The organism is Runella rosea, assembly GCF_003325355.1.
In the GTDB taxonomy this organism is placed as follows: Bacteria; Bacteroidota; Bacteroidia; order Cytophagales; family Spirosomataceae; genus Runella; species Runella rosea.
In genome coordinates this window covers 2,676,295-2,697,252 of sequence record NZ_CP030850.1, presented here as the reverse complement: position 1 = coordinate 2,697,252, position 20,958 = coordinate 2,676,295, and the positions used below count along the sequence as shown (strand labels likewise).

Sequence of the window (20,958 nt, the reverse complement as noted above, 5' to 3'; positions counted from 1 at the left end):
GTCTATTTAATATTTTATCAGGCATTTCTTGTTTTAACTATACGCCTCTTTCTCCGCGCTACCTCCACTTCCGCCCCATCACTCATCCGCACGTATCCTTTGCATTTTTCGGTCACATAAGCTCGATTGAGGATGCACCGTTTGTGTACTCGCAGAAAGTTTTCGGGAAGTAGTGACTCATAAAAACCGATGTTTCGGGAGGTAAGCAGAGTACGGCCGTTGGCCAGTACAAAGCGGGTATAGTTGGATTCTCCTTCCAGCCGGACGATGTCATCGTAGCCTATCGTTACACTTCCGCGCAGCAGAGAGATTGTACCCGGGGTATCTTTGAGAAGCGTTACGGTGCTGCCGGGAGAAGTAGGAAGTAAATTCATTGTAGGGTATGTTTAGACTTTTTTTCGGTACAAAACTTGTCACTATTGGGTCATTTGCTTCCCCCCAATTCGGGTAGTTTCATGGCTTCTTCGTAAAAACGATCCGTGAACTTGTGCGCTCGACAAACTCCTAAAAGCCCGTAAGACTTATCATCACAATCTTCCATTGGCCGTTGATTTTCTCCAAAATGCGCAGGGAACGTTGTTTTTGTCCCACACTTCCATCGGCTTTTTTATCTTCTTGGGTATAAGTAGCCCAAGCCATATTGCCTGCGACATGCGACTCATAATCGCTCACTACTGGGTTGAGACCGGTAGGTTTGTGGGTTTTAGCAAACTCCTCGTAGCCTTTTTGGAGGGCTTCGCCTTTCAAATAAGGTGTATTAGCTAATTTTCTGAGTTTTTCGTCTTGCCGTTCAATGTAGGGGGTAGTGGCCCAGTTGGTACGCCATACAGCCAAGTTGGCCTCGTGGTACGCTTTGGTTTCGGCATCAATTACCTGCCGAACGGCAGTCTCTTCTCCCGTTTGATAGTCAATCTTGGTGTGGTGTATATCGGTCAGCACCCAGTTATTCTTTTTCCATTCAAATGTGTAGGTAAAGGCATCTTTCCACGTCATTTTTTGGTTGTTTGGTAGTACCAAAGCGTGGTTTCTAATGCCCGATACCACGCCCAAAGTACCCGATTGTTTCACGCGCAGGTCGCTCATTTGGGTTTCGCTTTTGGCAGCGGGGCGAGATTTAGCCAAAGTAAGTGTGGCGGCTTTGTCGTAAAACTGCCCGCCATGCCCTGCCACAAAGCGGATATTGTCATCCATTTGTTGGACGGCCTCCGTTGGATTTTTGTCATAATCAGCCATACCTTTTTCAAAAGCGGTTTTAAGGTCGGTCTGGGCGTAGGTGCTTCCTGTCGTCAGCATGACAAAAGAAAGAGGGAGTAAAATAGCGAGAGTAGGGAGTAGTTTTTTCATTTGAGAATAGTTGGTTTATGGTTTAAGTAATTCCATTGTTTTTTTCGGGAATTAGTCTATCAGCCCCTGTTTGAACGCTATTTTTATCATTCCCACCACTGATTTAGCTCCCAGCTTCTGCAACAGATTGTGGCGGTGGGTTTCAATGGTCGAGATGCTCACCTGCAGCCGGGTGGCTATTTGTTCGGTGGTCAGTTCTTGGCCGATGAGTTGCAGTACTTCCATTTCGCGTTTAGTGAGCATTAGCACAGGGTGAATTAGTTGATACAAAGGTGCAGGTTCTATCCCAAACCATTTTTCATCAGTTACCCTGATTTTAACTCATGGTAAACCCTGATTTTGTTCTCATGGTTTACCATGATATTTGTGCTTTTTTAGGAAAACGTTTTGAATTAAGGTTTCAAAAAGTGAATTTTAGGAATGAACCTTTTATCAAAATGATGAAGAAAATCATTTACTTTTCTATCATACTCCTCCTTTCCGATTTACCGCTCACAGCACAGGAAGTGCTACTGAGGCAATTGGCTGAGGCGAGGAAAATTTCAAACCCTATTGTGCGGGACAGCATGGTACTCGAAGCCATCTACTTGTTGACCCAATCAGCTTCTTTTGACCATGAAAAGTGGAGGGATTCTGTAAGGTTTCGGTGTAATCTCAAAAACAGCGAGTTAGCCTGTCTCATGCAGGGAATCAGAGAAGCTGACAAAGGGGTAAACTCAATAAACGGAAAAACGAGTATAGAGCGCTTATCGGCTATTGCGAAGAGGTTAGAAGCGAGGAAAAACCTCTCCCAAGCTGCGTATGCGTATATGAGAATTGGGGCTATTTACAACTATATTTTGTCTCACCCCAATGACAAAAAGATTGCATTAGGTTATTATCAAAACGCGCTACAATTAGCATTAAAGTCCCAATCAATGTTTGAAATAGCTCGTGCCTATGATTACATCGGAGAATATTATTTATCTCTAAAACAATATGATAGTGCGCTAAAATATTTAAAAATAGCAGAAAAAACACAAATTTCTTCCCCTAACAAAGCCGTTTTACCAACCATCTATTCAAGCATTTCAGCTTGTTATATCAACAAAAAAGATATTAAAAAAGCGGCATATTATCATTCAAAAACGGAAGAATTATTCAACAATGAAGTGTCCTATCAAGACCCCAGTTATATTCAATATGTAAAAATGATTTATGCTAAAGCGGTGGCAAATTTCTTCTTTAAAGCTAAAAATTATGATGAAACATTAAATCATTGTTTTAAAAGTTTAGAACACTTAAATAACAATGGAAAAACATATACCTATCGAAGTGATTTTGAAAATGACAGATTGGATTTCCTTGAAATAGTACACAAGTGTTATTTGGCAAAAAGTGACTATAAAAAAGCGTATCATTTTCTGAACGAGTATGCAGAAACGAAAAACAGAGTTAATAATATAGTTCACACAAAAGAAATCTCTGAGTTCAATATCAAATACCAAAGCGAGCAGAGTAAACTTAAAATTAGTGCTCTTGAAAATGAAAACCTCAAAAAAGAAGCTGAAAAACAGTCAAATTTGGGGTTCTTTTTGGTAATATTACTACTTTCTTTGTTGGGGTTGGTTGGATATGTCTATTATTCAAACATAAAGCTTCGGCTGAAAAACACCGAAATCTCCCAAGCTATGCTCCAAGGCCAAACCATCGAGCGCAAGCGCGTAGCGGCTGACCTCCACGATAGCCTCGGCAGCACCATGTCTTCGCTGATCTATACCGTCAACGCAATTGATACCAAAAACCTCGATGACCAGGAGCAAAACGTCTATCTGCACTTAAAACAAATGCTCGATACGGCCTACAACGAAATTAGACTCCTCTCCCACAATCTGCTGCCCGAAGAGTTTGAAAAACAGGGACTGGCCGAAGCACTTAGGCATTTCGTTCGAAAAATCAACCAAACCAAAACCATTCAATTTGACCTCTCCATTGACCCGCAATTGGGACGACTCTCGCCCAAAACAGAGTTTGAACTCTACAGCATTTGCCTCGAACTCATCAATAACATCCTCAAACACGCACACGCTACTAAGGCTTCTATTTCACTTGCCCATGAAAAGAATCAAGTGAAGCTTTTCATCGCCGACAATGGGCGCGGCTTTTTTGACAATGACTCCGACGGCAAAGGTATGAAAAACGTAAAGGCCCGCATAGAAAGCCTCAACGGAACCTGGCAGTATGATTCAAAACAGAATATAGGTACTTCTTCAGCCATTTCTATTCCTATTTAAGCAATGAAAAAACTCCTGACGCTGCTATTCCTAACGAGTATTCATTTAAGTAGTTGGGCCCAAAGTGAGGTTTTTCGTATTGACAGTATTCCTACACAGGGCATTTTGCTCGACAAGGGCTGGAAATGGCACGCTGGCGATAACCCAGATTTTGCAAAACCTGATTTTGATGATAGTAAATGGGAGCGTATTGACCCTAACAAAAAGATAGATGATTTACCCCAAATACAGAAAGCTGGAATTGGGTGGTTTCGAATAAATTTGAATGTAGATTCGTCTCTGAAAAATACCATTCTAAGTCTTCAAACGAACCAATTCTTGGCCGCTGAATTTTATCAAAATGGTATTTTTATTGGAAATTTGGGAATAGTTAGCAGTAACCCTAAAGATGTACAAGGCTTCTTTTCCATGGATTATTACAAACCTGTAATTCATCTTTACACTGGCGATAAAACAAAGCAAGTATTGGCTGTACGTTTTGCCTATCAAAATGTTATAATTTATCAAAGATCCAATAATCAAAAATGTTTAGGCTTAGGAATAAAATTGTTTAGAACTGAGCCTAAAAATCCAGAAAAGCGTGATGCATTTCATCTTAATAACTATGAACAAAGGGGTGATTTTGATGCCACTTCATTAGATGCTTTTAAAGCTGGACTTTTCTTTATATTATGTGTTTTGCATTTGTTTTTTTATTTTTTATATCGTTACCAAAAAGCAAATTTATTTTTTGGTTTAGGGTGCTTATTTCTATTTATCTTTTTTTTGTACCAAAGTATTGTTTATAAATATGTCTATTATGTATCAGACTTTGAGAATTTCTTCAATGTTTATTTCCTTATTCGGCTCTCTGGCTATTTTTTTCTTCTAATTGCAGTTTATTTAATTTTCTCTGTTCGTAGGGGATTTATTTTTAACTTTATAGCATTGGTGGTATTTGTTATTATATTTATTCGGTATTTTAATCCACAAATGGCCACGTATATTAATTCGACACATCCTCTTTTGATTGCTTCATCCTTAATCTTTTTAGATGTTGCCAGAGTTTCAATAATAGCCCGTCAAAGAAAAAAAGATGGTTCATGGATAATTTTGGGTGGGGCTATTCTCTATGTAATTTTTACAATCGCTTCATCTATTCCCTATGAAAGTGTAATTCCAAGACATGTTTTTACAAACATTGGTACTGTAAGTGTCCCATTAAGTATAACCTTATTTTTGGCAAGAGAATTTGCTCAAACAAGTAAATCTTTGACATTGAAATTGGTAGAGGTTCAACAACTCTCCGAAGAAAAACAGAATACTCTACTCAAGCAAAACACCGAACTGCAAGCCGCCCTCCTCCAAGGCCAAACCATTGAGCGCAAGCGCGTAGCGGCGGACCTCCACGATAGCCTCGGCAGTACCATGTCCTCGCTGATTTATACCGTCAATGCCATTGATACCAATAATCTCGACCATGATGAGAAGAACGTCTATCGGCACTTAAAACAAATGCTTGATACCGCCTACAATGAGATCCGGCTCCTCTCTCACAACCTACTGCCAGAAGAATTTGAAAAACAGGGATTGGCGGAAGCACTTAGGCACTTTATCCGTAAAATAAACCAAACCAAAACCATTCAATTTGACCTCTCCATTGACTCGCAATTAGGACGACTCTCGCCAAAAATAGAGTTTGAACTCTACAGTATCTGCCTCGAACTCATCAACAACATCCTCAAACACGCCCACGCTACTCAGGCTTCTATTGCCCTTGCCCGAGAGCAAAACCAAGTGCAGCTAACCGTCGCCGACAATGGGCGAGGTTTTTTTGACAATGACTCTGATGGAAAAGGCATGAAAAACATAATGGCACGTGTAGAGAGTTTGGGCGGAAAATGGCACATTCAAAACTTGCCCGATGGAGGTATGAGCAGCGAGATCGTCGTTCCTATTACTTCATAAATCACAACCGTGAGCCTTTGGTGGTTTCATGCTAAAAGGTTATTGCGTTGAAAACGACATTTGCTCTGCCGCACTCGTATTACCCAATTTTGAAATTGCCGTAAGCACTATTTTTGCTGGATAATCTACTCTACTAACCCATGCTTCAAAGCATATTTGGTCAACCCAATGGCGCTTTTGACGTTCAATTTATGAAACAAATTCCGTCGGTGAGTTTCTACTGTTGAGAGGCTAATGAAGAGTTTATCGGCTATCTCAGGGCTTGAGTACTCCATTGCTATATGCTTTAAAACTTCGATTTCACGCTCTGTGAGGTTTTGAATAGTTGCTGGCTGAGCATTGTTTTGGTCTTCATCCGTGTAAGCACTGAGTTCATCGATAATCGCCGGACTAAAATATCGCTTCCCTTGCATAATCAACTCAATGGCCCTTTCCAATTCTTCTCGTTCTGATTTTTTTAAAATATACCCATTCACTCCTGCCTTAATCGCCTCACGGATATGAGCTGCATCTTCTAACATGGTGAGTAAAATCACTTTGATAGCGAGATGTTGCTGTCTAATTTGAAGGGTTAAATCAACCCCGCTCAAATAGGGCATGTTAAAATCAGACACGATCAAATCCACTTTATTGGTACTTAACCACGGCAGAACTTGGCGACTATCACTGATGGTATTCACAATCTCTACATTGGGAATTCGTCTAAAGAGGAGTTTTAGACTTTCTAAAATCATTTGATGATCATCAACAAGCAATATTTTGATTCGGTCAGTAGTGTTCATTAATAGGGTAAGTTAATTCAATACACGTATTATAGGGGAGCTGTACCTCACTGCCGCGAGCGGTAGGAAGTAAATTCATTGTAGGGCATGTTTAGACGTTTTTTCGGTACAAAACTTGCATAAAATAGGTTATTTCTCTCCCCCCAATTCGGGTAGGGGTATTAGAAAAACAATAAACCTATGATGGCAATCAATATTGCAATGACGGCCAAAAACAAAATAGGCCACCACCGCATAGGTTTAGGATTGGTGCTCATGTATCAGAAAAATATACTTTAAAGTTGAGGAATATTCAGGCAGTGTACAATACCCTGAGTGCGGTATTTTTGATACCCTAAGTAGGGTAGATGACTGCGTAGTTTTACGTGTTACAATCAAACGTATGTGTATATACGCAATTGTTTTGAGGCAAATTATGACGGTATTTTAAGGAGAATTGTAAATCCTTGGCCCGGGGCAGTATCAATGTGCAGCTTGCCGTTCAGAAGCATCACCCTGCTTTCAATGTTTGTCAGGCCGTTGCCGCGAGTAGTTTGAGTGGATAAAAAACCTCGTCCGTTGTCGTGATAATACAATTGAAATTGGTGGTTCAGCTGCCTAAGTTCAATGGAAATTTGCGTGGCTTGGGCGTGTTTGAGGGTATTTTGGAGTAACTCCTGAATGATTCGGTACAGGTTTATGCGTGTGATCTCTTCCATTGATTCTGGCATTTCATCGTGTTCAAAAGCAATGTGCAATTGCTGATGACTTTGACAAATATCGGCAGTGATTTTACGGATAGCTTCCACAAGCCCCAATTGCGTCAGGGTCCGCGGGCTTAGGTTATGAATTAATTGTCGTAACTCAACGAATGAGGTATCCAGCAGCAGAGAAGCACGTTGACTAAGTTCTTTAGACGGAAACTTAGGATTTTCGAGGGCGCTCAGGTAGAGTTTGAGGGTTGCCAGATTTGCCCCAATACCATCATGCAGCTCTATGGCAAAACGCTGACGTTCTGCTTCCTGCGTTTTCATGGTTACTTCCAATTCCAACCGCTGCTTTTGGTACACCTGAAAAAGCTGGTAACGGTATAGGCCGTATAGACCGGCCAGCAATAAGAGAATCATTAGGGCGCGAAACCATAACGTACCAGTCATAGGGGGAGGCACGACGATGCGAAGCTGCCGGGGAGTGTTGTTCCATATCCCGTCATTATTGGCGACTTTCAGTTCAAACGTATAGCTGCCCGGCGGCACCTGACCAAACCGGGCGGTCGTTTGGCCATCAGCGTTGATCCACTGGTCATCCAGTCCCACCAGCCGATATTGATACGTGTTTTGACCGGAGCTAAAAAAATCAATGGCGCTGTAATCAATTGAAAAGGTGTTGTCTTCCGCTGATAACTGAATATCAGAGGTTTCACCTAATTTCGAGGGTAGCTCAAAGGGTTGTTCGCGCACTTTAAAATCGGTCAAAATCGGGACGGGAAGTTGTTTATTGATTGTTATCTCTTCTGGATAAAAATGATTAAAACCGCGCACCCCTCCAAAAAAGAACTCCCCGTCGGCGGTAATATGGGCGGTGCTGGAATTAAACTCAAGACTTTGGAGTCCGTCAGAAAGACGGAAATTGTCTACCTTCTTAGTTGTTAAATTTAGTCTCGAAATACCTTTATTGGTACTGAACCAGACATCGCCTTTTTTATCAACGAGCACGTCGTAGATATAGGAATCAATCAGTCCATCCTTTTTTGTCCAAACTTTTATCGACCAATCCTTCTTCCGAATCATCTTCAATCCATTCCAGGCGGCGCCCCAAATGACTTGGTGCAGGGTGTCTTCAAAGCCATTCCTAAAGAAATACCCTTGTTTTGGGGTTGTCTGGGGCACCCAATTGGTACCTTTCAAGCGGCCAATGTGGAGGGTACTGTCCATCGTAATATATAGTCGACCCTCGTGGTCTTTAACGGGAAAGCGGGTAGGGTGGTTGCCAAAAAAGGGTATTCGCTGGTATTTTTTATCCTGTTTATTGAATACAAATAGGCCCGATTCGGTCGATACCAGCAACGCATTGGGGGGCGTCTCAATTACTTTAAAGATGGAGTTTGCCCACTTTGTTTCGGGTGTGAGGGTGTCAGGATTTGTAAAGCATTCAGTAGTGCGGGTGCGGGCAGTGTAGAGACACAGTCCTTTTGAAGACAAAAGCCAATAATCGCCGTTTGAAGTTGGAATTAGCCTGCCTGGCATCGAAATCAAAATATCAGCAGAGGACGTTTGTGAAAATTGTTTCGAACGACGATTGTATAGGTAGTTGTTTTGTCTTGTGCCAATTCTTATTGTGGTGTCACTCAGTGAATTGATGGAGTGGATGGAGGGGTTATTGTTAAACTCAGGGTGACTGGCTGGGGTGATCTTGTTGAATTTTGGCAAAACGGGACTGAGTTTGTAGACACCATTTGCGTGTTGAACCCAAATAATTCCATCACCAAAATCGGTGGATGATACTATACTGGTTGGGGGGAAGGAAATGACTGAATTAGGTGTAATACCTAAAGCTAACTTTTTTTGAGTAACCCCGTAGCGTCGAGAAGATATGTGCAGGGTTAAGGCTCCACTGCTGGTTTCTATTAATAAAGTATCATTTTTAACCGTAAATGTATTGGCAGAGAGCGGAGGACCTGCCATATTCTGCGGGTGTTTACTGAAAAAGTAAGACGTACGTAGGGTATTTAGGTCGAAGTACATCAGCCCTTCCATAAGATGAACCCAAATGCCTGATTTACCGTCAAAAGAACTGCGGTTGAGGAGAAGGTAAGTATCGTTAAAATATGGTATGTTGGTTAAAATGACCCTTTTTTTGCGCGTTTGATAATCATAGTAGAACAACTCTCTGGTGTTGGGCGCTATGCACCAAACTTTGGTGCCTTTAACAGCTATCGGCCACCCAAATACATACTCCAAATTTTCCCTTATACGTTGTTTTAAAAAGGTGAAGCGCTCTGTTTTACGGTCAAATCTGACCAGCGCATCGTTTATCGAAAGCCATAAATGGGTATCGGCATCTTCCACAATTGCTCTGACGAGCCGTCCTGACACTTTACGAGTGTTGCCCAGGCCTGTAGTGGTGAAATTTCGTATTCTACTGCCATCAAAACGGCTCAAACTTTGCGCCGTACCCAACCAAACAAAGCCTTTGGAATCTTTCATCATGGCGTAGACGGTGGATTGAGGCATCCCGATCTCGCTGTCTATTTGCGTCACATAATACTTCTTTTGCGCCTCTGCTCGGTAGTGAAGCAAGCCACCTGCCAACACCGCACACAACACTTTGATGTAACGCAGTAGATGCATAGTGGTTAGGCAAGGTTATGTTTTAGGGCAAAGGTTATCAATTCACTCAAACTGTGGACATTGAGTTTGGCGTAGATGTTTTTTCGGTGGGTTTCGACGGTATAGGTACTGAGGAAAAGTTTTTTGGCAATCTGTGCGGCACTGTGCCCCTGAATCAACCATTGGATAAGTTCGATTTCTCGGGCGGTGAGTTTCTCAATAAATGCATTTAATTTCTCAATAGGACGCGGCTGTAACAAAATAGGGACAATTTCGGGACTAAAATAAGGCTCATTTCGACTCACTTTATCGAGTGCCGTTAATAACTCAGCCTGGCCTGCTGTTTTGAGACAATACCCCAACACTCCCGCGTCATACATGGCCTGGATGGTTTCGCGGTCGTCGGCCATGGATACGGCCAAGATCCGTACCTTAGGATGATGTAGGCGAATGTATCGGGCAACATCAATACCAGACATCTTCGGCAAATGAATGTCTAATAATACTACATCTGGTACTTTTTGCTGTAAATATTGTAGTACAGCTTCCCCATCTTCGACGGTATCTACAGAAGCATTCTCTATAGAAAAACTAAGAATAAACTTCATTCCATCGGCAAAAAGGCGATGGTCGTCGGCAATGAGAATATGAATAGATTTTTGCATACAATCGTTTTATATCACCATCATTTACTCATGTATGCAATCTTAGCATTTATGTAGCTAAAATTTATGTCTTTTTCTTAATTTCCCTTAGCGGAAAATAAAATTACCATTAATTCACTTTCGGAATCGACATTTCGACCTCTGGCGACAGCGGACTTCCAAAGACGGGAACGCCGTCGGCGGTGAAGGTAAAGGGCTGCATACGGGGCGCTCTTTGCTTGCCGCAGCCTTGGCCAGCTTCCGAATTGGCATGGTAAAGAATCCAATTTTGGCTTCCATCGGGTGATTTGAAAAAACTATTGTGCCCAGCAGCATGAGTGCCCTGTACGTTATTTGCCCAAAAAACCGGGGTCGGATGCTTCTTCCAAGTTTGGGGGTTCATTAAATCGGCAGTGGGAGCGGCATGAATCATACCCAACGCATAATAGTCTGTCCAGCAGCCACTCGCCGAAAAGATGATGTTGATTCTGCCGTTTGGGCTTTTCAGAAACTGCGGGCCTTCATTGACCAATACCATGGGTTTGTCATCAGGTCCGGGGCGAGTTAGCAGGCCGTGGTGTTCCCATTCAAACTGAGGGTCAGAGATTCGAATACGCTTGCCGACACAGGTCCACGGGTTACTCATTTTGCACAGAAAGATATCCTGACGACCGTTTTCGTCGCCCTCCCAGCCTGACCATGTAAGATACATCTGTCCATTGTGCTCAAAAACCGAACCATCAATGGCCCATTTGTCTTGGGGTGTTTTGAGTTGTCCTTTCATAGCCCAAGTGCCTTGGGTGGGGTCGGGGGAGGAGTTTTCTAATACGTACAGACGATGATTGCGGTTTCGACCGTCGTCGGCGGCAAAATAGATGTACCATTTATTTTGTAAGAAATGCAGCTCGGGTGCCCAGATTTCTTTTGAATAGGGGCCTGTGGCAGGCGGAGTCCAGATAACCGTTTTTTGAGCCGTGGCGAGTTGCGACAAATCTTTGGTTTTCCAGATGGTCAGATCTTTGCCGGTCGTATGCATGTAATAGTAAAAACCGTCTTTGTAAATCGACCACGGGTCGGCTCCTGCTGGAAGCAAGGGGTTTTTGAATGTTTGGGCTTGCGCAAAAGCATGAAATAGAAAGAAGAAAATGATTTTTTTCATCAGTAAATGGTAGAATCAATGGTACTCGTTTTTAAAATATAAAACCGCAAAAATGATATTGATACTTTTGCGGTTTTATAGGGCTTATTGCTCGGTTGTTCAGCTCAAAATAGCTACACCTTCGGATATTCCCAACCTTTCCGATACGCTCTTTCCAGCAGTTTGTTGGCTTCGGGGTCGTTTTTGATGATTCCCTTTTCACCGTCCCATTCGATGCTTCGTCCTGCCTTCATGGAGAGCATACCGAGCAGTGCCATGTTGCTAGAGCGATGGCCGATTTCGATGTCACAAACGGGAGTTCGTTTTTTCTCAATGGAGTCCAGAAAATCAGCCCAAAGGTTGGCAATGTTTTGCTGGTCGGGCAGGTCCAGTTTGGCGTCTTCGTGGATGACTGGCTTTTTGGAGTCGGTTGGGTAGAACGTCCAACCATCAAGCCAACCCATGTGAAAAGTACCTTCCGTTCCGTAAAAATAGCAACCTACGGCCTGTTGTGGGTGCGTTTTTTCGGCGTTATTTCCCGCAAATTGGCGGTGCTCCCAAGTTGCGGTAAAATTTTCAAATTCATACACGGCCACTTGATGATCGGGCGCGTCGGTATTGTCGGTTTTGATGGCGCGTCCACCAGCAGAGAACACTTTACGTGGATATTTTTCTTCCATTATCCACAACAATTGGTCGAGCCAGTGAATGCCCCAGTCGCCCAACGTGCCGTTGGCGTAGTCGAGGTATTGACGAAAACCGCGCGGGTGAATTTTGGTATTAAAAGGGCGTAGCGGTGCGGGACCGCACCACATGTCCCAATCCATTCCTTGAGGGGTTTCGCTATCGGGGGTTACTTGACCAGGGCCGCCGCCGTAATGCACAAAAGTGCGCACCATTCCGATTTTTCCCGCTTTGCCCGAACGGATAAAATCCCGGCCCGAAATATTGTGCGGTGATACGCGGCGGTGTGTTCCTACTTGTACCACTTTGCCCGTTTTGCGGGCCGCCGCCACCATGGCTTTCCCTTCGTTGATGGTGTGGCTGATGGGTTTTTCGACGTACACGTGTGCGCCAGCTTGCACGGCCGCTATGCAAATCAGCGGGTGCCAGTGGTCGGGGGTAGCTACAATCACAATCTCGGGTTTTTCGGTTGCTAAGAGTTCCCGAAAATCGCGGTATTGTTTGGGCTTATCACCGTTTAGTTTTTCCACTTCGGCCGCTGCCTTGCCGATTTGGTTTTGGTCAACGTCGCACATCGCCACTACTTTCGATTGCCCTGCGGCCATGGCAGCCCGCAGGATATTCATACCCCACCAACCCGTACCGATGAGTGCCGTACGATATTTGGTGGCGCGTGGCGCGGCGATTCCGTAGGGAGAAAATAAGGTAACCGCCGCACCCGCAGCAGTATTTTGAATGAAAGTACGACGATTGATCATGGTGTATGCTGGTAAAGATTTTGATTAATAACTCAAAAAGAGCGTTTAAATGCAAACCTCCCCAATAATACAGGCAAAAATGTTTGTTACTTTTTGTTGTCGAAATTCAATGCGGCAGACAGTGGCACTGAAGAGTACTACTTCGATAGAAACAAGGTCTCAATTTTACCAATTACTGTTCGTAATAATATCCGAAGATAATGTCCATTTCGTCTTCGCTGGTAAGACCGAATTTGACCGTTTTGGTGGTGGTGTTATTGAAGGTGACTTCCGACATCAGGCCCTCTCCTTTGTTAAATTCGAGTGGTTGCACAAATGTTTTGATAAGGGGGTGTTCCCAGTCGGTACTTTCGTAGACAATCTCTCCGTTGCGGGGACCACCCACAATTTTGATGACGTATTTCTCGCCCAATTTGTGCGTATGAGAAGTTAGCATCAGCACTTTGGTGGGTTTTGAAAAGATAAAGCTCTTGGTCACTACTGTGCGCTGTCCAGCAGGAAGGCTAAAGCTTTCGTGGCCTAAATTGAGCGAATTGGCCACAATTTTCACTTTTTCCTTCTCCAGTTTATAGAGATTTACATATACTTCACCAGGGATTTTTCCCGCTGTTTTATTGACATAATGAGAGTTAAAGTCAAACGAATAATTGGCGGGAATACGGAGTGCTACGCCCTCGGGAAATTGGTAATCATGCTCCTGTGTTTGCGTACCTGCCCAGAAAACGTGATTTTGCATACTTAAAAAAGTAAGCAGATTGTTGGTTCCATCGGAATTGCGGAGGTCACGAACTTGCCCCTCAGTGGGTAAGTTGTTGGTATTCTTAAAGTTATATAGAATAAAATGATGGCTGCCAGGTCTCATGCGTGTTTGAACGCGATTGATGTATAGTTCGGACGCATTATTGACGGGTTTACGCACAAAAATCTCACGCTCGTACGTATTGGCTACTTCAAATGGTTCCAAATGTAATTGTAGGCCTTCGCTTGGCTTGGGCGGAGCAAGGGCCGTAAAGGTACTTCCGAAGCTAGAGCCGCACAACGGGACTGAATTGGTAATCAAAGAGGCATCGACTGAGCCACCCGAACGCGCCGCTCCTGATTCAATCCATTTACGAATAAATTCTATTTCACCAACCGAAAGCCCGTTGGCTCCCAGAGGCATGGGGTTTCCGTACTGTTTTCCTGCCAAAAGCGACGCGGCGCTGCAATTGATTTTGGTGTAAAGAAAGCTCTTGGCGACGTTGCCAGGCGTGACCAAACGCATAGAATCAGCGTTGGCAGCGGTGTTTTTTGCAAATTTATTAATCAGATTGGTATAAGAAACATCGGCGGTTAACACCAGCCCGTGTTGACGAAAGGAGGCGTCTTGCTCTGAAGCGTGGCAGCCCGAAGTGGCGCAAGATTTGTCAAAAATCTGCGTCTGAATGAGTTTAAAAGAACCTTCTTCAAGCACATCGGCCTCTTTGGTTTGGCAGGAACCTACCCATAGCGCCGTTGTGATGGCAGTCAATAATGTGGCATAGTAAGCGTTGAAGGTCTTCATGCAGATGCAGGGCTATTTTTACGGGTCGAAGATACGTTATTTTTACTTCCCAGAATGTTGCTAATGAGACAATTCTTCTACGAAATGGTTTAATTCGGGGTGGCCGCTTCAATCAATTCCGTAAGGCACGCTGGACATAGGCAACTGTCGAAATTCGCTTTTATAAAATCCGCAACCTGAGGGGGAATCTTAAACTGAAAACATACGCAGCCCGTCGCTGAATAGGGCGTACATTCAAACGACTGGTGGCAACGGGGGCAGGAGTGAAGGGGTTGGGTTGAAAGGTTATCCAACTTGTTTTACTTCTTTTTCGATGGCCAAATAGTTGACTAATTCGCCTTTGCGATTCATGACTGGCAAGGCCTCAATCCAACACAAGTATTCCTCACCGTTTTTACGATAGTTCACCACTTCGGTCTGGGTTTTGTTACCAGCCGTAAGTTGCTCTCTCAAAAACGCAAGTTGCTGTGGGTTGGTATTTGCACCCTGCAAAAAACTGGGTTTTTGGCCAATGGCTTCGTGCTTGCTATACCCAGTCATTTGCTGGAACGACGAGCTTACCCATTGAATTGTTTGACGCGTATCGGTCACAACGATGGTGAATTCATTTTGTAACAAATCATCAAAGTTGAGGTCCAACGACCATTGTTGCGTTGCCATGAGGGTTTTCAACGTAGAAACATCGTGTTGGGTATTGGTTGACGTTGCCCGGTACAGCTGAACAATGTCCCAGCAAAACAGCGGAGAATCACCCTCCGATTTGGCGTAAGACTTTCGTATCATGTTGGCAAAAGCAGACGTTGAATACATTTTTACTCCCTGTTTAATTCAAAAAATATAACTTAAAAATAACTGTTTTTGGGGGGATAAGTGAATAATTGTAGATTATTGATAATCTGTAATTCGCTCAATAATTGGTGACTAGAAAGAATGTCCGAAGCCAGGGTCTGAAAAACGAGTATCCTGAACAAACTGTTCGTCGGATAGTGTTTTCAGAAAGGCAATGACTTTTTGCTTCTCCTCTTCCGTAAGTGCTATGCCCAATTTTCCATCCTGTTGAAGTAAACCATCGAGGGTGGGTGTTTGTTTTATATTTTTTGAATAATGTTCTAATACTTGCTCCAATGACGTAAATCGCCCGTCGTGCATGTAGGGGGCAGTATAGCCTAAATTTCGCAGGCTAGGAACTTTGAATTTAAATCGGTCGTCGGGGTTTTGGGTAACGTTAAAACGCCCTTGGTCGGGGTTTCGGTCGGTGCTCAACCCGTTGTTGCGGTAACTTTGATCCGTAAATAGTTCTCCCGAATGGCAACTGCTACATTTCTGTTTAAAGATTGTAAGTCCTTCTTTTTCAGTGGTTGTAAGGGCGTTGGTGGTGCCGCGTAAGTAGATATCATAGCGGGAATTGTTGGAAACCATAAGCAGCATAAACTGTGAGAGTGCTTTGCTGAATCGCTCGGTGGTGATGTCGGGGCTACCAAATGCTTTTTTAAAAAGTTCGGGGTAATTGGGGTTTTTGCTTTCGCGCAGTTTTTGTAGGACGTTGGGTAATTTCTCGTCCATTTCAACCGGATTTTCGATGGGTGCGATTGGAAATAAATCTAAATGTGGCACACCACCGTCCCAAAAAAACGCTTTGGTCCAAGCCAAATTCTGAATGGCAGGTGCATTGCGGGCCCCGATTCGGTCGTCGATGCCGTGGCTGAGGTCGTGCCCGTGGTGGGTAAAAGCGGCGGCTTGTTGGTGGCAGGTGCCGCAAGCGATGGTGCCATTGCGCGACAAAATTCCGTCATAGAACAAGGATTTTCCCAGTTGAAATCCAGCGGATGTTACCGGATTGGAAGATAAATCGTACACTTTGTTGGGAAAATAACTTGGTTGAGGAACCTCTATTTTATCTGTGGATGGGTCGGGGTCGGTTGGGGTGGGAGTTTCGTTGGTACGATTACACGCGGCCCATCCCCAGAGACCCAACGATAACCCGATGATGAATGTTTTTTTCATTGATAATCTCCTTTATTCTTTGACCGCCGAAACCCGAAACATAGCTGCGTAATTATTGGCAACGGTGGTAGAATAGTCCGAAAACATAACCGTAGGGGTCGTAGCCAAACTGATTTTCTGTACTCCGTCCCATAACTTCGACACGTCTGTAACGATGGTAATAACGGGCTGTTGGTTAGGGCCGACTTTGGCGGGAATGTTTCCGAGCGGCAAAGTCACGGTTCGGAGGTTGTTGAACGTTTTGGCGTTGTAGCCTCCATACCCTCCAATGTGGTATCTAAATTTCTGATTGCCAGCTGGGTCTGGGGTAATTTTAGAAGAATTTCCTTCTATTTTTAGGAAAATATAGCCCGAATTCCATGACCAATACATGCCATCTCCCTCGTGCGAGACATCACCTGGGTCAAGGACTCCTTTTCGACGGCTGAGGTCCATCGTGTTTCGGAGGCTGTCCACGCCAATCGTGAAGGTAAGGGCGGTATAATCACCAGCGGGGATACGCTTCAAGGTAATTTGTTTGGAGGCAGGAAATGTTTCTCTGACCAAAAAATAACTCGAATCCTGCGGATAGACAAAAGTAGAGCCGTCTGCGTTTTTGAGAGAAATATTGCTGATGAAATAATTGAAAGTTGTCACCGAAAAGTCTTCTCCTGATGTGTTTTGATAGGTGTCGGTTCCTAAAGTAAGTGCTTTGTCACCAACACGATGGTCGAACGTCAAGGTGAGTGAATTGCGCTCGGTGGGGTCGGGGTTTGAGTTGCAGGATTGAATCAGAATCAGCAAAGAGACGGCTGTTGTGTACAGCAGTATGTTTTTCATATTTGTTACGGTTTTCTGTTTTCGTGGTTCGAAAAAGAGAAAAAGACCGTTAAAGTTTTCCTCTTCTATATCATACTAACGTGCGATGAAATCAAAATGATGCAGTTTTCGTTAGGTTTTAAATTAATTTTGAAAAAAATCAGTGTAGAATTTTAATATATAAAAAACTTATATATATTTGTTCTCATAAATCACTCTTTAAATCTTATGGAAGCAACAAGTAACGAATTTTTACGGGGAACTCTCAAGACAATTGTGTTAAAATTGTTGGCCGAGCAGGGACGTATGTACGGCTACGAAATTACCCAGTCAGTAAAGGAGCGAACCAACGGCGAAATCACTCTGACCTTCGGAGCATTGTATCCGGTATTACACAAATTGGAGCAGGAAGGTTTTTTGCTAACCGAATCAGAGGAAGTAGATGGGCGGTTGCGCAAGTACTACACCCTTACACCGAGTGGGAGCGCAACTGCCATCCAAAAAGTCTCTGAATTTGAGCGTTTTGTGGAAGCAATGCAAATCCTGCTTCAACCCCAACAAGGACTGTCAATAGGTTAAAAAATAATCAATTTTTTTATTCAGTTTGTTGTTAATACCTAATGAATTGGATGATTATCAGCGACTAATACCCAACGACTTTTTGAGATGAAAAAGCTAACTCCCGAACAATTAAGCAGGTTGCACAACCACCTTCTCGGCAACAGTACCAACGACGCCCTGATTACTGAATTGCTTGATCATTTAGCCTGCGAAGCCGAGGAATACCTTTGGAAAGGGTATAACTTTGATTTAGCCCTGGAAAAAATCACCCAGGAAGCCAATACAAAAGCGGTTAAATATCTACGAGAAACGTACCAACACGAAGTGGCAATGACCGACGAGCAACTCGAAAATGCATCGCTGGATGATATTATTTTTGAGTTTCGTAACAAAGCCTACGGTGCCTATGACCTCCGTCAATCTTATCCGTTTGCCCTGCGCAGTGCGCTGATATTGGGCGTCGGGCTGTTTATGATGCTCATGGCATTTCTGTCGGGTATGGCGCAGGGGTCGTGGAGTTTTCTTTCTACTGCCGGAATGATGTGGATGGTGGGCGTTTGCGGGGTAGCGTATTCTTTGGGGACGTGGTTTTTCAGGAAATCGCCCCATCGGTATGCGGTGCCTGCCTGATAGCGTACACCATCTATTTTAGGATTAAACAGCTTTTTTTCGCTGAATGAGAAAGCCATTTTGGCTTTTCTAGCGTAGCATTGCCTTTTAACAGCCATCATTTTTTTTTGAGTGCCCTGCTTGCGCCAATCACGAGGTGTTGTGCCATTGGCTCGTATAGCTCGTAACTTTATCCTTCATTTTTACTCCTTTGTTAGCTCGGTTCTTATACCTAAAATACATACGTTGTCAAAAGCTGTAAATCGTCTGCGTATATACAAGAGAGTTTTTCCTTCAATGTCTCGTTTTTTAAAGTTTAAAGTTGTTGAAAATCAAATGATTATGAGGGGCTAGGTATAAAAAGCCATTTTCTGTAGAACTGAAAAATACTAATTCTAAACTAAAAATAGCCATGAGTAATTATAAACACCCCTTCCCAGCTTTGGCTGAGAGTAGCGAAGCTATGACGTTGGACGACATCGTTTTTATGAATCGTCACCGTGCTTACGGCGCGTATGATCTCCGAAAATCTTATCCTAAAGTGCTTCGAAATGCCGTTTTGCTGGGCATTGGCCTGTTTCTGTTGCTGTTTATTGGGCCAATACTCTACGGAAGTCTGGCCCCTCAGGAGACTGAATATTCCATGAGTGAATTCGAAGTTATGGACATAAAACCTGTTCCGAAAGAAGAAAAGCCGCTTCCTGAATTGGAGAAACCCAAAGAACTCCCGAAGCAGACCTCCGTGCGTTATCGAATGTTGGAAGTGCTCAAAGACCCTCCGCATGAAGAGCTGCCGCCTCCCGTTGAAGACTTGGCGAAAGCCAACCCGGGTCAGGAAACCATTGAAGGAACGGGCCCGGAGGAAGTAGCCATCATAGCGCCTCCCGAAGATTTGCCAGTTTCTGAAAATACAAAACCTGCCGAGGTGGAAGCCAAAGCACCTGAAATATTTGAAAAAGTAGAAATTGACCCGCAATTCGCAGGTGGTAATGAGGGCTTACGGACCTTTTTAATGAAAAACCTGCATTATCCGAGCCCCGCGCAACGAAGCAACATCCAAGGGCGGGTGTACCTGACGTTTACGGTAGAGCCAGACGGCTCGTTGTCCAATATCAACGTGATTCGGGGTATTGGTTTTGGGTGCGACGAAGAAGCGATTCGCGTGATGAAATTGATGCCCAAATGGAAACCGGGCAAGCAATCTGGACGGGCCGTACGAGTAAAATTTACGATGCCGATTGTATTTGCACTGGAGTAAATAGTAAGTGTTAGTCTAAATCGTCCGATACTTAGGTACAGTTCAACTTTAAGGTAGTTACAATAAATAATTAATGAGAACTCGCTCCTCAATGAAACATCAAAAATGGTATCTATTAACGCTCCTGTTTTTTTCTTTGTCAGGGTGGGCACAGCAAACTGAAAAAGAAATGGTTTTTGTACTTGTGGAAGAACCACCGCAATTTATGGGTGGTCAAGATTCCTTGATGAGGTTTATAAAGTACCATTTAAAATATCCTGCTGCGGCGCGTGAAGCAAAAATTAAGGGAGTGGTTCATCTGAGATTTATAATAGAGGCAGATGGTCGTATCACTAACGCAGAAATCACACGCGGTCTTGGATACGGATGTGATGAAGAAGCATTAAGAGTTTTTAATGAATTTCCGAAATGGAAACCGGGTCGTCAAAGTGGAAAAAACTTACGAGTTCAGTATTTTTTACCTATTCGTTTCGCAGTTGAATAAGAGTGCGTTGTAAATTTTTCAACCACTTGGTACAGAGAAAACGACGACTGTGAAATTTTGGGGTCAGACGGTTTTTAAACCGTCTGACCCCAGATTACTTTAATTAGAAACGATAATTGATACCAATCGAGGCAAAATAAGGGCTCCCTACCGCGAGTTCGCCGTTTAGGCCGATACTTTCGGTAATGTAGCCGCGCAGACCAAATAGAATTACCTGTACCTGAGGCATTACAAATCCACCTCTAAGCTTGTTGCCGAGTACGGTACGCCAGATACCGCTGCCGCCCGCTTCGTTGAAAACCTCGTCGAGTTTACCGTCGACGGCACTTGAACTGGCATTTACGCCCCAAATACCGACGCCCAACCGAACGCCCGAATACATATCTACGCGGTTGGCGTTGCCGTAGTGAAACAACGCACGGGCTCCAATGGTAATGCGCGATACGTTGAGTGTGACATCGCCGAGGTTTTCGGTTTTCTTATAGACTACATTCTTCAAATCCATTGAGCCTTTATTGTAACTAACGGCACCGCCAATCGAAAACCACTTGTTGATGCCACGGTCGTAAGCGATGTTGATTTGCGGGAAATTACTGGCGTTTCCCGACGAAAAAGAGACGGTTGTATCCGACGATTCTTGTGAACCCGTGATGGTGCCCCGGAAGGGAGAAAAGAGACTTACGCCCGATTGAACGCTAACAACGTTCTGATAATCTTGGTTTTGGGCAATTGCCCCGAAAGCGAAAAGTAAGAAGTGAAAGATAATAAGAGACTTTTTCATAATACGGGATTTTGATTGGCTGTTGTGTTTTGAAAACTGATT

20 protein-coding genes are annotated in these 20,958 nt (G+C 43.7%); 6 read left to right on the top strand and 14 right to left on the bottom strand.

All coding sequences use genetic code 11. The annotated features are described in order from the left end of the window. Nucleotides 1–17: 17 nt before the first annotated feature. From DR864_RS11420 to DR864_RS11410, 3 genes are all read right to left on the bottom strand, one after another. Nucleotides 18–374, bottom strand: coding sequence for a LytR/AlgR family response regulator transcription factor (locus DR864_RS11420; RefSeq protein ID WP_114067096.1), 357 nt, complete (start codon nucleotides 372–374; stop codon nucleotides 18–20). A 130-nt stretch (nucleotides 375–504) separates the two neighbouring features. Continuing rightward, entirely contained in the window at nucleotides 505–1,344 is an 840-nt protein-coding gene (locus tag DR864_RS11415; protein ID WP_114067095.1) for a nuclear transport factor 2 family protein, read from the bottom strand. Nucleotides 1,345–1,395: 51 nt separating this feature from the next. Beyond that, entirely contained in the window at nucleotides 1,396–1,587 is a 192-nt protein-coding gene (locus tag DR864_RS11410; RefSeq protein WP_114067094.1) for a response regulator transcription factor, read from the bottom strand. A 194-nt stretch (nucleotides 1,588–1,781) separates the two neighbouring features. Here DR864_RS11410 and DR864_RS11405 point away from each other — a divergent pair, with 194 nt between their 5' ends. After that, the gene (locus tag DR864_RS11405) at nucleotides 1,782–3,617 is read left to right on the top strand and encodes a histidine kinase (protein WP_162793732.1); all 1,836 of its coding nucleotides are present in this window, start codon (nucleotides 1,782–1,784) and stop codon (nucleotides 3,615–3,617) included. A 3-nt stretch (nucleotides 3,618–3,620) separates the two neighbouring features. Next, entirely contained in the window at nucleotides 3,621–5,564 is a 1,944-nt protein-coding gene (locus DR864_RS11400) for a sensor histidine kinase (RefSeq protein WP_114067092.1), read from the top strand. A gap of 125 nt (nucleotides 5,565–5,689) precedes the next feature. Here the strand turns inward: DR864_RS11400 and DR864_RS11395 are convergent, their stop codons facing one another. The 10 genes from DR864_RS11395 to DR864_RS11350 form a co-directional block, all read right to left on the bottom strand. Further along, a complete protein-coding gene (locus tag DR864_RS11395; RefSeq protein WP_114067091.1) occupies nucleotides 5,690–6,346 on the bottom strand; it encodes a response regulator in 657 nt (218 codons plus the stop codon). Between the two features lie 413 nt (nucleotides 6,347–6,759). Beyond that, the gene (locus tag DR864_RS11390) at nucleotides 6,760–9,675 is read right to left on the bottom strand and encodes a sensor histidine kinase (protein ID WP_114067090.1); all 2,916 of its coding nucleotides are present in this window, start codon (nucleotides 9,673–9,675) and stop codon (nucleotides 6,760–6,762) included. A gap of 5 nt (nucleotides 9,676–9,680) precedes the next feature. Next, nucleotides 9,681–10,319: a response regulator gene (locus DR864_RS11385; RefSeq protein ID WP_114067089.1), complete on the bottom strand. Its 639-nt coding sequence runs from the start codon at nucleotides 10,317–10,319 to the stop codon at nucleotides 9,681–9,683. 109 nt (nucleotides 10,320–10,428) lie between these two features. Next, nucleotides 10,429–11,457 carry a glycoside hydrolase family 43 protein gene (locus DR864_RS11380; RefSeq protein WP_114067088.1) on the bottom strand — a complete coding sequence of 343 codons (1,029 nt, stop codon included), beginning with the start codon at nucleotides 11,455–11,457 and terminating at the stop codon, nucleotides 10,429–10,431. A gap of 113 nt (nucleotides 11,458–11,570) precedes the next feature. Beyond that, a complete protein-coding gene (locus DR864_RS11375; RefSeq protein ID WP_114070243.1) occupies nucleotides 11,571–12,875 on the bottom strand; it encodes a Gfo/Idh/MocA family protein in 1,305 nt (434 codons plus the stop codon). A gap of 175 nt (nucleotides 12,876–13,050) precedes the next feature. Beyond that, nucleotides 13,051–14,421 (bottom strand): monooxygenase, encoded by a 1,371-nt coding sequence (locus DR864_RS11370; RefSeq protein ID WP_114067087.1) that lies wholly within the window; start codon nucleotides 14,419–14,421, stop codon nucleotides 13,051–13,053. 89 nt (nucleotides 14,422–14,510) lie between these two features. Then, complete coding sequence (locus DR864_RS30540; protein ID WP_114067086.1) at nucleotides 14,511–14,714, bottom strand: cysteine-rich CWC family protein; 204 nt, start codon at nucleotides 14,712–14,714, stop codon at nucleotides 14,511–14,513. Beyond that, nucleotides 14,707–15,231, bottom strand: coding sequence for a PAS domain-containing protein (locus DR864_RS11360; protein WP_114067085.1), 525 nt, complete (start codon nucleotides 15,229–15,231; stop codon nucleotides 14,707–14,709). The genes DR864_RS30540 and DR864_RS11360 overlap by 8 nt, the downstream gene beginning before the upstream one ends. 111 nt (nucleotides 15,232–15,342) lie before the next feature. Continuing rightward, nucleotides 15,343–16,425, bottom strand: coding sequence for a cytochrome-c peroxidase (locus tag DR864_RS11355; protein ID WP_114067084.1), 1,083 nt, complete (start codon nucleotides 16,423–16,425; stop codon nucleotides 15,343–15,345). 12 nt (nucleotides 16,426–16,437) lie between these two features. Beyond that, on the bottom strand, nucleotides 16,438–17,244 hold the full coding sequence (locus DR864_RS11350) for an MbnP family protein (RefSeq protein ID WP_114067083.1): 807 nt from the start codon (nucleotides 17,242–17,244) through the stop codon (nucleotides 16,438–16,440). A 207-nt stretch (nucleotides 17,245–17,451) separates the two neighbouring features. On the opposite strand from DR864_RS11350, the gene DR864_RS11345 reads away from it, so the two are divergent. From DR864_RS11345 to DR864_RS11330, 4 genes are all read left to right on the top strand, one after another. Continuing rightward, on the top strand, nucleotides 17,452–17,802 hold the full coding sequence (locus DR864_RS11345) for a PadR family transcriptional regulator (protein WP_114067082.1): 351 nt from the start codon (nucleotides 17,452–17,454) through the stop codon (nucleotides 17,800–17,802). A gap of 87 nt (nucleotides 17,803–17,889) precedes the next feature. Beyond that, on the top strand, nucleotides 17,890–18,414 hold the full coding sequence (locus tag DR864_RS11340; protein WP_114067081.1) for a hypothetical protein: 525 nt from the start codon (nucleotides 17,890–17,892) through the stop codon (nucleotides 18,412–18,414). 391 nt (nucleotides 18,415–18,805) lie between these two features. After that, the gene (locus DR864_RS11335) at nucleotides 18,806–19,651 is read left to right on the top strand and encodes an energy transducer TonB (protein WP_114067080.1); all 846 of its coding nucleotides are present in this window, start codon (nucleotides 18,806–18,808) and stop codon (nucleotides 19,649–19,651) included. 91 nt (nucleotides 19,652–19,742) lie between these two features. Beyond that, nucleotides 19,743–20,135, top strand: a complete 393-nt coding sequence (locus DR864_RS11330) for an energy transducer TonB (protein ID WP_162793730.1) — start codon at nucleotides 19,743–19,745, stop codon at nucleotides 20,133–20,135. 103 nt (nucleotides 20,136–20,238) lie between these two features. Here the strand turns inward: DR864_RS11330 and DR864_RS11325 are convergent, their stop codons facing one another. Continuing rightward, nucleotides 20,239–20,916, bottom strand: a complete 678-nt coding sequence (locus DR864_RS11325) for a hypothetical protein (protein ID WP_162793728.1) — start codon at nucleotides 20,914–20,916, stop codon at nucleotides 20,239–20,241. Nucleotides 20,917–20,958 lie beyond the last annotated feature (42 nt).